Annotated in this window: 13 protein-coding genes and 1 pseudogene; all 14 read right to left on the reverse strand. The window is 39.3% G+C overall.

From position 1 onward, the window contains the following. Positions 1 to 11: 11 nt before the first annotated feature. The 14 genes and pseudogenes from BTHG_RS14935 to BTHG_RS14995 all read right to left on the reverse strand — a co-directional run bounded on the left by BTHG_RS14935 (position 12) and on the right by BTHG_RS14995 (position 13393). Complete coding sequence (locus tag BTHG_RS14935; protein WP_010677538.1) at positions 12 to 1025, reverse strand: branched-chain amino acid ABC transporter permease; 1014 nt, start codon at positions 1023 to 1025, stop codon at positions 12 to 14. Further along, positions 1026 to 1889, reverse strand: a complete 864-nt coding sequence (locus BTHG_RS14940; RefSeq protein WP_010677539.1) for a branched-chain amino acid ABC transporter permease — start codon at positions 1887 to 1889, stop codon at positions 1026 to 1028. Positions 1890 to 1960: 71 nt separating this feature from the next. Continuing rightward, positions 1961 to 3199 carry an ABC transporter substrate-binding protein gene (locus tag BTHG_RS14945; protein WP_010677540.1) on the reverse strand — a complete coding sequence of 413 codons (1239 nt, stop codon included), beginning with the start codon at positions 3197 to 3199 and terminating at the stop codon, positions 1961 to 1963. A gap of 470 nt (positions 3200 to 3669) precedes the next feature. Next, positions 3670 to 5244: a benzoate-CoA ligase family protein gene (locus BTHG_RS14950; protein ID WP_010677541.1), complete on the reverse strand. Its 1575-nt coding sequence runs from the start codon at positions 5242 to 5244 to the stop codon at positions 3670 to 3672. Between the two features lie 305 nt (positions 5245 to 5549). Continuing rightward, entirely contained in the window at positions 5550 to 6344 is a 795-nt protein-coding gene (locus BTHG_RS14955; protein WP_010677542.1) for an enoyl-CoA hydratase/isomerase family protein, read from the reverse strand. 51 nt (positions 6345 to 6395) lie between these two features. Continuing rightward, a complete protein-coding gene (locus BTHG_RS14960; RefSeq protein WP_010677543.1) occupies positions 6396 to 7880 on the reverse strand; it encodes an aldehyde dehydrogenase family protein in 1485 nt (494 codons plus the stop codon). A 17-nt stretch (positions 7881 to 7897) separates the two neighbouring features. Further along, positions 7898 to 9094 carry a thiolase family protein gene (locus BTHG_RS14965; RefSeq protein ID WP_010677544.1) on the reverse strand — a complete coding sequence of 399 codons (1197 nt, stop codon included), beginning with the start codon at positions 9092 to 9094 and terminating at the stop codon, positions 7898 to 7900. Between the two features lie 161 nt (positions 9095 to 9255). Further along, positions 9256 to 10017 (reverse strand): 3-hydroxyacyl-CoA dehydrogenase family protein, encoded by a 762-nt coding sequence (locus BTHG_RS14970; RefSeq protein WP_010677545.1) that lies wholly within the window; start codon positions 10015 to 10017, stop codon positions 9256 to 9258. Next, positions 10007 to 10849, reverse strand: a complete 843-nt coding sequence (locus tag BTHG_RS14975) for a 3-hydroxyacyl-CoA dehydrogenase NAD-binding domain-containing protein (protein WP_026021836.1) — start codon at positions 10847 to 10849, stop codon at positions 10007 to 10009. Before BTHG_RS14975 ends, BTHG_RS14970 begins: the two co-directional genes overlap by 11 nt. A gap of 254 nt (positions 10850 to 11103) precedes the next feature. Then, a complete protein-coding gene (locus BTHG_RS28010; RefSeq protein ID WP_425321167.1) occupies positions 11104 to 11310 on the reverse strand; it encodes a PaaD-like zinc ribbon domain-containing protein in 207 nt (68 codons plus the stop codon). Next, positions 11258 to 11887 carry a Phenylacetic acid catabolic protein gene (locus BTHG_RS14980; protein ID WP_010677548.1) on the reverse strand — a complete coding sequence of 210 codons (630 nt, stop codon included), beginning with the start codon at positions 11885 to 11887 and terminating at the stop codon, positions 11258 to 11260. Before BTHG_RS14980 ends, BTHG_RS28010 begins: the two co-directional genes overlap by 53 nt. Positions 11888 to 11892: 5 nt before the next feature. Then, positions 11893 to 12117 (reverse strand): hypothetical protein, encoded by a 225-nt coding sequence (locus BTHG_RS14985; RefSeq protein WP_010677549.1) that lies wholly within the window; start codon positions 12115 to 12117, stop codon positions 11893 to 11895. Continuing rightward, positions 12114 to 12448, reverse strand: a pseudogene (locus BTHG_RS25080) (metal-sulfur cluster assembly factor). Before BTHG_RS25080 ends, BTHG_RS14985 begins: the two are co-directional and overlap by 4 nt. Positions 12449 to 12451: 3 nt before the next feature. Then, positions 12452 to 13393, reverse strand: coding sequence for a Phenylacetic acid catabolic protein (locus BTHG_RS14995; RefSeq protein WP_010677551.1), 942 nt, complete (start codon positions 13391 to 13393; stop codon positions 12452 to 12454). Positions 13394 to 13836 lie beyond the last annotated feature (443 nt).

The raw sequence follows: 13836 nt of genomic DNA on the forward strand, positions 1-13836 counted from the left end.
CACATACCCCCCTATCCATTCATTTTTGATTGCTGTTTAATAGGCTCGATCGATTGCTCGATATATTCTCCCTTTACAGGTTGGGGCTTTGTTTTAACTAAGCTTCGTGATAGACCTGAAAATAGCCCAGCGATTCCTGAAGGTGCAAAAATGGTAAACAGAATGAAGGCTGCACCAATAATCATCATCCAGCTTTCCGTGTAAGAACTAATAATTGTCTCTAACACAACAATAAACGCCGCTCCAATAACAGGTCCCCAAAGTGTGCCTGCTCCTCCAACTAGAACCATAATTAGCACTGATCCAGATACAGTCCAATACACATCTGTCGGGGCAACGAAGCCATTGAAGAATACATATAAACTTCCTGCTAATCCCCCTAGAGTACCTGCAATTAAAAAACTAATATTTTTATAAAAAGTTGTGTTATAGCCAATTGATTTCATTCGATCTTCATTTTCTTTTATCCCAATGAAGACATACCCAAGTGGGGAGTGAAGTAGTCTGTTAATGACAACCATGACAATCGCAAATACCACTAATGTAAAGTAGTAAATAAACACTTGGTTGGAAAGGATAAAATCTCCAAACAGACTGGGAGCAGGAATCCCTGAAAGACCATTTGATCCACCAGTTACATCTGTCCATTGATAAATGATTGAGTAAACCATTTGGGAGCATGCTAGTGTTAGCATCAAAAAATAGAAACCGTGTGCTTTTGTAGATACAAAGCCAATTAAAATGGCTAGCAGAAATGCAAGCAGCATTCCAATTGCAATCGTAAGAAATACATTTGTTGATAAATGACTTGCGGCTAGCCCGGTAGCATAAGCACCAGCACCGAAGAATGCAGCATGACCTAAGGAGACCAAACCTGTCTGACCAACCAATATATTTAAACTAATCGCAAAAATCCCAAAGATAAAAATTTCTGTAAAGATGTTTACGTAATAGAGAGAAACGAAAAATGGGGCAGCAACCATTAATAGGAATAATAAACTACCTTTGATCCATTGTTTACCCATTTAAGCCCTCCTTCCTATCAATCCTTGCGGACGGATAATTAATACAGCAGCCATTAAAGCAAATGTAATGATTAAGCTTAATTCGGGAACATAGAACCGACTGAACGTTTCGACCATGCCTACTAAAAGACTGGCGACTATCGTACCAGACACAGACCCGAGTCCTCCTACTACAAGAACAACCAGTGATAAAATTAAGATATTAAATTCCATTCCCGGGGACACTCCTAGTATAGGTGAACCTAATACTCCACCGATTCCAGCTAAAAAGCTTCCAAAGAAAAAGACGAGTGTAAAAACGAGATGGATGTTAACGCCTAGACCCCCAACCATTTCTTTATCAGATAAACCTGCACGGATGACGGCACCCCATTTTGTTTTTTCCTGTGTATACCACAGGGTAAGAGCAATCAAGATTCCTACAACAATTAAGGCTAAACGGTACGAAGGGATCATATTCCCCATAATCTCAACCGACTGGCTTAGGAAAGCCGGTGGGGTAACGGTCATAATGTTTTTTCCCCATATGATTGAGAAGAGATCATGGAAGATGTAAGCAAGACCAAATGTTAACAATACCTGTGATAGGTGGCCAAGCTTATATGTAGGCCGAAGTAATACGACTTCTAATATCAAGCCGATGATGGCAATAATAAAAGGTACAATCAATAGTGCAACCCAAAATGGCAATCCTGATTTTACTACGATTGAATAGCCAATATATGAACCTAATAAATATAGAGAGCCATGCGCTAAATTTAGCACTCCCAAAATACCAAAGACGAGACTTATCCCACATGTAATAATGAAAAGGAGAAACCCGTAGCTTAATGCATTCATTAATTGCAAAACGAAAGTATCCATATTACCTCCCACTATCAGTTGAAAGAAAGAGGCAACAAAGGAAGCTTGCCTCTTTCATTACTCTTATTTTCTTATTTTCCTGGGTCTACAACTTCCGGTACAGTATCGATTACTTTATTTTCCGTTTTGTCACCATCTAGGTATGTTTCGACAATATAGAGATTTTGAATAATTTGATGAGTATCCTGATCAAACTTGATTGGTCCTCTTGGGCTATTAAGCTCAACTTTTGAAATTTCCTCTACTAATTTATCAGGATCTGAAACGTCACCATTTAATGCTTCAATTGCTTTTGCCATTATTGCTGCTGCATCATATCCTTCTGCAGATTCGATACTTGGTCTAGCATTGTATTTTGCTTCATATGCTTCAACGAACTTTTTGTTTTCAGGAGTATCTAAGCTATAATCCCAGAAGATTGAAGCAATGATACCCTCTGGAGCAGTTCCTTGCTGTGGGCGAGTATCTTCTGCTGTTAGCCATCCTGAACCAATTAAAGGAATCTTTCCTTTCAAACCATATTGTTCGTATTGTTGAACGAAACGAATCGCATCTGTACCAGCAAAGAATGCATAGATTCCATCAATGTCATCACGATTCATTTTTGCTAGGTAGGAAGAGTAGTCATTATTTCCTAGTGGAGCGAACACTTCTTCTACAATTTCTCCACCAGCTGCAGTATAAGCTTCTTTAAACGCAGCAGTAGCTTCATGACCAAATGCGTAGTCAGCAGCTGTTAAATAGATTTTTTTACCAATATTGTCATATGCCCATTGGCCCATAGAGTGGCCAATTTGGTAGGAAGAGAATGACGAACGCCAGATATAATCACTGCGCTTTGATCTTGTTAAATCGTTTCCACCTGCATGTGATACAAGGAATGGTAATTTATTCTTATCCACCTCATCACGAATTGCATAGGCAACCGCAGTACTGATTGGACCCGTTAAAATGTCAATTTTGTCCTGCTCCATTAATTTACGTAATTTACGTAATGAAACTTGTGGGTCTGCCTCTGTGTCTTCTTGAACAATTTCAATTTTCTTACCAGCGACTTCCCAGCCGATTTCTTCAAAATAAAGTTCCATACCATTCATGACATTCTCACCTAATGATGCGTATACACCTGTAGATGGTAATAAAGCTCCAATTTTAATTGGATCGTCACTTTTAGAATCAGTAGTAGTTGATTCTTCATTTTCTTCTTTTTTGTTATTTTCCGAAGTTGTACTGATTGCTCCTGAGCTACACGCTGAAAGTAATAGTACAAACGCCAACATCATTAACCAATTTCTTTTTACTAGTTTCATCTGTTACCCTCCCTTTATTGGAAACGCATTCATTTTGACCCTCTTTGTTGAAAACTCACAATAGCCTAACAGTCTAATTTATGTATTAAAAACCCCCTTTCGGTCTCATCCAATATGCCTTAGCGTATCTACCCGATTTTTTGGGCTTGTGAGATTATTTGTAGGTGAATCCTACTAGGCAAAAATTAATATTCTGAATATTATTATAGTTATTACTATTGAAATATTCAATATATATTTATTACTTTCAATAAAAAAACGTAATAAATTTTTCGTTATATGACATAAAAAAATCGAGGATGTTTAAAATAAAGGCCCGGCAACTGCCGAGCCTTTATTCAACTAGACCTCTATTATTCCAATATAAACAGCAAATTTTATCCAATTGAATAACAGATTCACTGACTTTTCTCTGAAAAATTCGTAGGTTTATTTTTATTACGTTAATTTACCTTCCGTCAATATAATGTTTATTGTCGTAATTTAAAACGTTGCATCTTTCCAGAAGCAGTTTTTGGGATTTCTTCCATAAACTCTATGACTCTAGGATACTTATAAGGTGCTAAGTTTGCTTTTACATAGGATTTCAGTTCAGCCTTCAATTCTTCCGATGGGGTAACCCCTTCTTTAAGAACAATGCAGGCTTTTGGAAGATCCAGATTATCCTCTGTTTTCACGCCAATTACTGCTACCTCAAGCACGGAGTCATGCTTAAGTAGAGTTGCTTCTACTTCAACAGGTGATACCCAAATTCCGCCGACCTTCAACATGTCGTCAGAGCGTCCGGAATACCAAAAATACCCTTGTTCATCCTTATAATATTTATCACCAGTGTACATCCATTCGCCATGGAACTTCTTCTGATTTTCAGCAATATTTGCCCAGTAACCGCCAGTTAGACTTTCACCTTTGATGACTAGGTCGCCGACTTCATTTGGACCAACCTCCTGACCGTCATCATTAACAATTTTTGCCCCATAACCTGGAACAGGCTTCCCAGTACTTCCAGGTCGGATATCGCCAACTCGGTTCGAAACAAAGATATGTAAAGCTTCAGTCAATCCTATTCCGTCTAAAATATCAAGATTAAAGAGTTGCTTCCATTTGTTCACAAATGTATCAGGGAGAGCCTCACCTGCAGATACACAAACTCTTACAGAGGACAAGTCAGGAATTTTACCTGTTCGCTCTACATAATTAATCAAACTACCATAAAGCGTTGGAACACCAAAAAAGATCGTTGGTTTTGTCTTTTCAAGTGTTTCAAACACTTTATCAGGCGTAGGACGATCCTTTAAAAGTACTGTTGTACCTCCTGCTCCTAATGGGAAATACATCCCGTTTCCAAGCCCATACGCAAAGAAAAGCTTTGAAGCAGAAAAGGTAACATCATTTTCATTCATCCCCAAAACTTGTTTAGCATACGTGTTCAGTGCTGCTTCCATGCTTCTTTGGTGGTGAATAACACCTTTTGGATTCCCGGTACTACCGGAACTATATAGCCAAAATGCAGGGTCATCCTTCACTGATAAGAACGACTCAAGCTCAGTTGAAGCATTATTTATAAATTCGTGGTAATCAATTTCATTCGCATCTACGGATGTGTTTTCTGTAACGACGATAACATGTTGAAGAAAGACAAATCGTTCTCTATTTGCCTTAATTTTGCTCCAAAGATCCTCGTGTATGACAAGCACCTTTGAACGACTGTGGTTTAGTAGATATTCATAATCTTGGGGCTGTAACATGGTGTTAGTTGGAATTGGAAGTGCACCAATTTTTACTGCTCCAAAAAATGAAATGATATTTTCAGCAGTGTCATGCATTACCATTAGCATGCGATTTTCATTTTCTACACCTAAGCCTTTGAGAGCGTTTCCAAATTGGTTAACCCGATAAAGAAGCTCTTGATAAGTGACTTGTTCATCCCCACTTACGATTGCTACTTTCTGTCCTAATCCGTTTCGTACATTTTCTTCAATAAATCTATCGGCTGCATTGTACTTCGTTGCGATTCCCTTTAAATCCGAAGCTACTTTTATCACAATTTTCCTCCTTACCTATCTGATAGATAGTGAAATTTCATATGGGGGAGGTAAATGATCACCTCCACCCTTTCGGAGTCATTCGTAGATGATAGTTGATATTAGCACTGTGGTTATAGTGCATTTAAGCCGTAATGAAGATTGAAACGATTGTTACAATCACTATTCGTTATTCGGATACTTACCATATTATGATAGTATCTATAATTATAATCATTAGCACTATGAATATAGTGTTTTTATAGCTAATAGTAGGATGGCAACATAGCCACCTTAGGTATTCCTATATTACGATATCGTTCTGATTACTTTCCTTGCCAGTTTGCTTCACGCTTTTCAATGAATGCACTCAATCCTTCTTGAGCATCTTGTGAACGGAATAATAGATTTTGAAGCTCACCCTCATAGCGGATAGCTACATTTAGTGGCATTTCTTTACCGTTCATAATTGAAAGTTTAATGTTAGAAGTTGCATAAGTAGCGCTATTTGCAACTTTATGTGCATATTCTAATGTTTTTGCTCTCGTTTCTTCTTGTGGGAATAAACGATCTACTAGATTAATATCTAGTGCTTCTTGAGGTGTTAACGTTTCACCCGTGATATTAAGATCAAGAGCCTTAGAGTGGCCAACTTGACGAGCTAAACGCTGCGTTCCACCAGTTCCTGCTAATACGCCAAGAGAAACTTCTGGAAGTCCAATTTTTCCTGCTTGATCACCCATGAAACGTAAATCACACGCAAGTGCCATTTCTAATCCACCACCAACAGTGTGACCCTCTAAGCAAGCAATCCAAATTTGTGGAGAGCGTGCAATTTTATCTAACGTTTCATTACAAAATAAGCAGAATTGTGTTTTAAAGCGTGGCTCAGCTGATTTAAGGAAATTGATATTTGCACCCGCTGAGAAGAACTTCGGCATATCACTCATTAATACAACTACTTTAATGTCATTGTCAAAACGAATATCATCAATTGCAGCATTTAACTCTTTGTAATAATCAAGGTCATAAGAATTTGTTTTGTTTACATGGATGTGAACTTCAGCAACACCATCAGCCTTTTTTACAGTTAGCGTTTTCGTTTCTAAATTAATTGACATTTTCCATTCCTCCAAGTTTTCACTTTATTATTGTAAAATTATTTATATATACTATATTCTGAAAATATTCAGTGGACGTTCTCCATTATAGGAGACAACACTCTTTGTTTCTGAATATAGGTCAAGTGTTTCAACACTTAATTCTCTTCCAAATCCTGATTGCTTATAGCCACCAAATGGTGTACCAGGGAAAGCTGAAATTGGACAATTCACCATTACGATACCTGCCCGAATGCCTTGTGCAAGTCGGTGTGCTCTACCATGGTCTTTTGTCCATACAGCGGAACCAAGTCCAAAAATCGAATCATTCGACAGTTTTAAAACTTCATCCTCATCTTTAAATTTCATGATGACAACCACTGGACCAAAGACTTCTTCTTGAGCAATTCTCATGTCGTTTGTGACATTTCCGATTACGGTTGGTAAATACCAGTACCCTTTATCAAATTCGCTGCCCTCTGGTCTTTTTCCTCCATAAAGAATTTCTCCGCCCTCTTCTAGAGCAAGTTTTACATAGCCATCAACCACTTCCTCGTGGTCTTTCGAAATCAGGGCTCCCATATGTGTTTCCTTATCGAACGGATCTCCAACTTTCAACTTTTTAGCTTTTTCAATAAATTTTTCGACAAATTCATCATAAATATTTTCATGTACAAATAATCGTGAACGAGCCTCACAGGATTGGCCGGTGTTGTAGAAGATTCCATAAATAGAACCCGCTACTGCTCCATCAATATCAGCGTCATCAAATACGATATTAGGAGATTTTCCTCCTAGCTCTAATGTAACTCGTTTTAAGTTTGTGGAAGCCTTAGCCATAATATCTTTCCCAGTTTCAGTTTCACCTGTAAAAGCAACCTTATCTACACCTGGGTGAGTCGTTAAGTATGGGCCAATTACAGAACCACTTCCTGTAATGACATTTACTACGCCTGCTGGTACGCCTGCTTCATGACAAATATCGGCAAGCATATAAGCTGTAATTGGTGTATGGGATGCAGGCTTCAAGATGACTGGACATCCTGCTGCGATTGCAGGTGCGATTTTCCAAGCTGCCATCATCAATGGATAGTTCCATGGAATAATTTGCGCGCAAACCCCTACTGGTTCTTTAACTGTGTAGTTAAAAAATCCATTTGGAACTGGATTCGTACGACCGCCAAAGGTTGTGATTGCTCCTGCGTAAAATTCAAAGTCTTCAATCGCTTGACCAATTTGTCCTTTTGCGGCAGCAACTGTTTTTCCACTATTTAATACTTCTGCTTCAACAAGGTCATTGAAACGCTCGCGCATAATTTCTGCAATTTTATTTAGCACTCTTGCCCTTCTTGCTTGAGGTAATTTTGGCCACTTGCCATTTTCGAATGCGTTTCTCGCTGCGTCAACAGCACGATCGACATCTTCCTTCGTTGCTTTCGCTACTTTTGCTATCACATCACCAGTTGCAGGGTTATACGTTTCAAAAAATTCATTATTGCTGCTATTTGAGTATTCTCCGTTAATCAATAGTTGGTACGTCTCTTTTAATTCAACCATAGATGTTGTTTCACTCCCTACATTTTCTCAATTATCGTTGCGATTCCTTGGCCAACGCCGATGCACATTGTCGCCAATCCATAACGTACATCACGTTTTTGCATCTCATGAACAAGTGTAGTAACAATCCTTGAACCGCTGCAACCTAAAGGATGTCCCAATGCAATCGCACCACCATTGACATTCACTTTATCCATATCAAGGTCTAGTTCTTTAATACATGCAACAGATTGTGCTGCAAATGCTTCATTTATTTCAATTAAATCAAGGTCTTCAACGGTTAATCCGGCCCTTTGTAATGCTTTTTTTGTTGCCGGAACTGGACCAATTCCCATATAGTCAGGATGAACTCCACTAACAGCAGATGTTACTACCCTTGCTATCGGCTTTAGTCCAAGTCTTTCTGCAAGCTCCTTTTCCATTACGAGAATGGCACTTGCACCATCATTAATCCCCGATGAGTTCCCCGCTGTAACCGTTCCATTTTTTCGGAAAACAGGCTTTAACTTAGACAGTGTTTCCAAAGTCGTTTCGGGACGTGCATGTTCATCTTGCTTAAAAAGAACGGTGGCTTTTCGTTGTGGAATTTCAATTGGCACGATTTCATCATTAAATCTTCCACTCTGAATTGCCAAAGCAGCCTTTTGCTGACTAGCAAGAGCGAGTGCATCCTGCTCCTCTCTAGAAATCCCATATTTTTCAGCTACGTTTTCGGCTGTTTCTCCTAGACTAATTGGAGGATACATCTCATTCATTACTGGATTAACAAGTCGCCAGCCAAGCATCGTGTCGTGTAAAGTTTGGTTCCCTCTTGGATTTGTAACATGTGGTTTCATCATCACGTACGGCGCACGAGTCATACTTTCGGTACCGCCTGCAATAAAGACATCTCCAAGACCTGACTTTATTGCTGCTGCTGCCTGGTTTACTGCTTCTAATCCTGAACCACAAAGGCGATTAACCGTTACCCCCGGGATTGAGACCGGAAGTCCGGCTAATAACAATCCCATTCTTGCAACATTACGATTGTCTTCACCTGCTTGATTCGCGCATCCGAAAAGTACATCTTCGATAAGTGATGAGTCAAGGTCCACGCGGGCCATTAGCTGCTTTATCACATGACCCGCAAGATCGTCTGGACGTACACTAGTGAGTGAGCCGTTTAGTTTTCCAATCGGTGTTCGAACAGCATCAATTATGACAGCTTCTCTCATATTGAAAGCTCCTTCTATCAAATTCGCCTTGGCGTATTTGCGCCCAGATTTTTTCGACCTCGCTCGAAATGTCTACTTTGAAAATCCGTGGCATCCGCCGGAGGCTTTAACTTTATTCAGCCGGGTTATAAACTCCAACTAAATTTCTAACTTTATTACAACTATTTAAGTAAGGGATTTCTACTGGATAAAGTTGATTGTTTTTGATAGTGGTAGAAGCATTTATCGGTTTCTCCACCAGTCCAGCCTGCATAAACAAGCTTGCGAATAAGTGGTGCCGGTCGATAACGCTCTTCCCCTAATTCACGATATAAGCCATTAAGCACTGCATAAATATCATCAAGTCCAATTTCTTCGGCCCACTCAAGCGGACCCATTGGATAATTGGTGCCTTTTTTCATGGCAACATCAATGGCTTCTGCTTCTGCTGTTTGCTCGGTTAAGGCAAAGGCTGCTTCATTGACAATCATTGATAAAATCCTCGGGAAGACAAATCCTACCTCATCTTCCACAAGTTCTATATCCTGATTAATCAATGAAAAAGTATCTGATGCTACTTGTACATAGCCTGGTGCTGCTTGTAACGGCATGGCAACTTCAATCAAGCTACCTTTTCTAAAATTAGCAAATGTTCCAAACCCTATTAATCTTTCAGGATGAGAAAGCCAAGAAGCAACTTCAGTCGCTGTGACTCCAAGAGTTGTTGATAAAATCAAAGTAGTTGGTGAAACACTTGCTTCAATTTCCCTGATTCGGCGCTTTTTTTCTGACTTATCAAGATTCGTTGTTTCAACAACTACATCAACCTGCGTATTTATTAATTTCGAATCAATTAACTGAACTTGCGGATTTTCTTGAAAAGCATTGGAAAGTTCTTTTGCAATCAGATTGTCTCCTACAATGGCGACTGATTTACTTGTCATATTCAAAGAACCCTCCTTTTGTTTTTCTTCCTAAGCTACCTGATTGAACCATCCGCTCCTGGTAGTAATGCGGACGGAATCTACTTTCTCCATGAAACCCTTCATACACCGATTTTGTGGTTGCAAAATTGATATCAATTCCGATTAGATCCTGTAATTCGAAAGGACCCATTTTAAAATTCCCTGCGTGTTTCATAATTCGATCGATTTGTTCAACCGATGCTACCTTATCATTCATAATTCGTAATGCTTCGTTGTAAAATGGTCGTGCCACTCGATTCACGATAAAACCTGGAGTATCCTTACACTCCACAGGACTCTTATGAATTGTTTTAGCAAATTGAACTAGAGTTTCAACAGTTGAGGAAGCTGTTTTTAACCCCTTTACTACTTCTACAAGCGGCATGATTGGTGCCGGATTAAAAAAGTGCAAGCCAGCGATTCGTTCTGGATTTGCGCTTTGACCAGAGATTTCTGTAATCGAAAGTGAGGAAGTATTCGATGCCAAAATCGAATCTTTCGGACAGATTTCTTCTAGTTGTGAAAAGATGGACCGTTTAATTTCCAGCTTTTCGGGTGCTGCCTCAATCACTAATTGGCAATCAGCAAATGAGTTCATTTTTGTTGTGATACCCAAATTCTCTTTAGCTTGTTCTGATGTGGCGTGAGTAATTTTTTCTTTCACTACTAATCTATCTAACTTTGATTCTATTGCTTCCTTCGCTCGTGTTACCGCACTTTCATCGATATCAAAAAGAACGACAGGATATCCATTTTGAACGAGTAATTGAGCGATTCCTGCACCCATGGTTCCAGATCCAATTACACCTATTTTTTTATTTGCTGCATGTTTTTTCGATCCCTTCTAGAGGATGTTCAAAAAGTGCGATGAATCTGACGCTTCGGTAGAGGAACTTAGACGACAGCCCGACACGTTGTGTGTCAACTGTCAAAATCACCGTATCCTTGGAAAGCACGTTGGCTTGCTTTCAACGGTCCTCACGTATTACTTGCATACGTACGATACTCAAAGCTCCACCGTCTTAAATACTTGGTTCTCTTCATCCTTCTTTTTGAACATGCATTCTACTTAGCCGCGTCTTCTTTTTGCCATCGAATGTATTCGAACACGCTTTTACACTCGTTACAATAGTATTGTCTGACTAGTTGGGCTGTACCAAAGGATGAAATTTTCTTTACATCTTCGGATGAGCAAAATGAACATTGAACATTCTCTTTATTAGACGACATTTTGTTTCGCCACTTCCTTAGAGACTTCTCCAATCGCTGCATCAAATTTCTCTATTAATCTAGCATCCTTTGGAATGATGTTTTCTGTGACAAGATACATATCATTTTCTACTTTGACTAACCATTGTTTTGCTTCCTGAGCAGTTTTTTCGATTGCTTCTCTACATCTTCGTGGGATGGACCCCTTATCAAGTAAAAGCTGCTCACACCAACTCTGTGAATAAATTAAATGTTCCTGCTGCTCCTTTAGCATTTTTGTAAAAGGAGGATTTACATTTGGGTTATTCGCTTCAATCATGGCTTTCATCACTAAGTCAACTGCTACATTTGTTACATAAAGCCCTGCAATAAGTTCAATCCAATTTCCAATTTGGACGTTCTGTTGAAATGCTTTACCCGTCTGGTGCTTAACTTCACTCTTTATACCAGTAAGGTCAGAAACCCAGCGATATAACAGTCTTGAATGACCTAATTCCTGTTGGGCCATTGCAATCGATGAAAGTGTTCCTTCTAGTGTCGGTCCACTAATCCCGACTTCAACTAACCGATCACCTAAAATAAATTTGTTATCAGCGATGGTTTCCCCAAGCTCTATTAAAGAAATATGCTCCTTTGACATCTGTCTCACTCCTTTGCAAATAATGGTTCTGGGCTTCGAACACAAACAAGTGCTTCTTTTTTAACAACATACATTTCAACCCAGTCTTCTTCATCGTAAATATGCTGCGCATAAATTTTCGCGAGAGTCTCATTAACCGCTTTAAATGTTCCCACATGAATAAGTTCATCTCCACGATTGATTCGAGTGAGAAGAAGGTAATCATGTTTATTTGCTACTTCAGATGTCATGAACTTACCCCCCAGTGCTTTAATTTTTCTTTCCTTCTTCACTTAAGTTTGCCGTAGTCCAAGGTGGATCCCAAACAACTTGAATCTGAACGTCCTCAACCTCTTCTTCCTTCAGCAAACGTTCCTTGATATCGTTTTCAATCCACTGCATACAAGCGCATCCAGTGGAGGTATAAGTCATTTCAACCTCTAAATCGCTTCCATTTTGGGTAATGTTATAAATTAACCCCATATCCACTACACTGATTGGAAACTCGGGATCCATTACTTCCTTAAGAGCATCCCAATACTTCGTTGTTGTCGTTTGTTCATTTTGGATAACCCCACTCATGATTTATGCCTCCTCTGCTCTCATTGCTTCTAACTCCCAAACTCCTTTTTGAATGCGAGTAACAAACTCTTTATTTTGAGGACCTCTCTGTTTAAAGCGTTCGATTGCACCTTCCCAAGTATCTGGTTGGTCTGTTAACCATTTCTTATTTTCAGCATCAAATTTACAAGGGAATGGAACGTCAATTACATATTTTCCTTGCTCCTCATCATAATGAGCTGGAACCTTAACTCCGATTGATTCACAGAATGGAACAGCTGTTGATAACCATTTTTGTCTTAGTTCATCATTGCTTCGTCCTTTTAAACGGTAATCCAGCTGTGCTGAACGACTCTTTAGGTTATCTGCAACTCCAAAGAATTCAAGAGCCATTAAGAACATCCAATCTACAGCATCTTGAACTTGCTTTGCCGTTTCAGGCTTCTTCATTGCATTTTTCATAATGATTTCACCGTTGCGAAGGTGGAATAATTCCTCTTTATCAACTTTCACAAGAGCCCGTTTCCATGGTCCATAGGAAGTGTGTTCATACGCATCACCTAAAAGCGTATATCCAGAACGGTCAAACAATCCGTTGAAGACTCCTAATTCAACCCAGTTATCTAATTTAAAATCAAATGCATATGGGTTTTTCCATCGGTTTGCTGGACGTTGATAGAGCATTTGATCAATATCCTCCCCAAGGTCTTCCAATAATCGGTATGCGATATGAGCATGACCGATTTCATCCTGCATTACTGCTAGAGCGGTAATTTTATAGTTTAAGTTTGGGGCTTGATCGTAGACTGTTAGTAGTGGTGGGACACTTAGAAGTTCTGTATCTCCTACAATCGCAAGTGTTTGTTTTAACGCTTTCAAATATTCGTCGTTCATATCCTCCATGCGTTCTACAATAAATCCGTTTTGAACCTTTTCCAGTAATACCTCAGCTTCCTTTATACTCATCAATGAACACCTCTTTGTATTACGTTTTTTTAACTACCGTTTATAATATGTAATATAGAATATTTTAAATTGTTTGTCAACATGTTTATAATGTTTTTTAGACGTTAAATTTTAAATCGTAATGAATAGTGGGGTGTAATGTATATGTGGGGTGTTGGTTGATATGCCTTGTTGATTTGAAGAATTCTTAGCTCGTGGGGCCTCAATTTCGTGGCTTCAGCAGAGCCATGAAGGACTCTCTGGTTGTTCTGATGCTTCATTCGGGGCTTCATCGAGGCTATGAAGGACTTTCCTCTGGTTCTGACACTTCGTTCGGGACTTCATTGAGGGTGTGAAGGACTTTCCGCTTGGCATGACACTTCGTTCGGGGCTTCATCGAGACTATGAAGGACTTTCCGCTTGGCATGACACTTCGTTCGGGGCTTCATCGGTGCCACGTTCTC

Source organism: Bacillus timonensis, from assembly GCF_000285535.1.
Classification (GTDB): Bacteria; Bacillota; Bacilli; order Bacillales; family Bacillaceae_L; genus Ferdinandcohnia; species Ferdinandcohnia timonensis.

What these genes read in the sequence shown, in the direction of transcription:
- BTHG_RS14935 (WP_010677538.1), bottom strand. Translation starts at nt 1,025, where the DNA reads ATGGGTAAACAATGGATCAAAGGTAGTTTATTATTCCTATTAATGGTT.
- BTHG_RS14940 (WP_010677539.1), bottom strand. Translation starts at nt 1,889, where the DNA reads ATGGATACTTTCGTTTTGCAATTAATGAATGCATTAAGCTACGGGTTT.
- BTHG_RS14945 (WP_010677540.1), bottom strand. Translation starts at nt 3,199, where the DNA reads ATGAAACTAGTAAAAAGAAATTGGTTAATGATGTTGGCGTTTGTACTA.
- BTHG_RS14955 (WP_010677542.1), bottom strand. Translation starts at nt 6,344, where the DNA reads ATGTCAATTAATTTAGAAACGAAAACGCTAACTGTAAAAAAGGCTGAT.
- BTHG_RS14960 (WP_010677543.1), bottom strand. Translation starts at nt 7,880, where the DNA reads ATGGTTGAATTAAAAGAGACGTACCAACTATTGATTAACGGAGAATAC.
- BTHG_RS14965 (WP_010677544.1), bottom strand. Translation starts at nt 9,094, where the DNA reads ATGAGAGAAGCTGTCATAATTGATGCTGTTCGAACACCGATTGGAAAA.
- BTHG_RS14970 (WP_010677545.1), bottom strand. Translation starts at nt 10,017, where the DNA reads ATGACAAGTAAATCAGTCGCCATTGTAGGAGACAATCTGATTGCAAAA.
- BTHG_RS28010 (WP_425321167.1), bottom strand. Translation starts at nt 11,310, where the DNA reads ATGCAGCGATTGGAGAAGTCTCTAAGGAAGTGGCGAAACAAAATGTCG.
- BTHG_RS14980 (WP_010677548.1), bottom strand. Translation starts at nt 11,887, where the DNA reads ATGTCAAAGGAGCATATTTCTTTAATAGAGCTTGGGGAAACCATCGCT.
- BTHG_RS14985 (WP_010677549.1), bottom strand. Translation starts at nt 12,117, where the DNA reads ATGACATCTGAAGTAGCAAATAAACATGATTACCTTCTTCTCACTCGA.
- BTHG_RS14995 (WP_010677551.1), bottom strand. Translation starts at nt 13,393, where the DNA reads ATGAGTATAAAGGAAGCTGAGGTATTACTGGAAAAGGTTCAAAACGGA.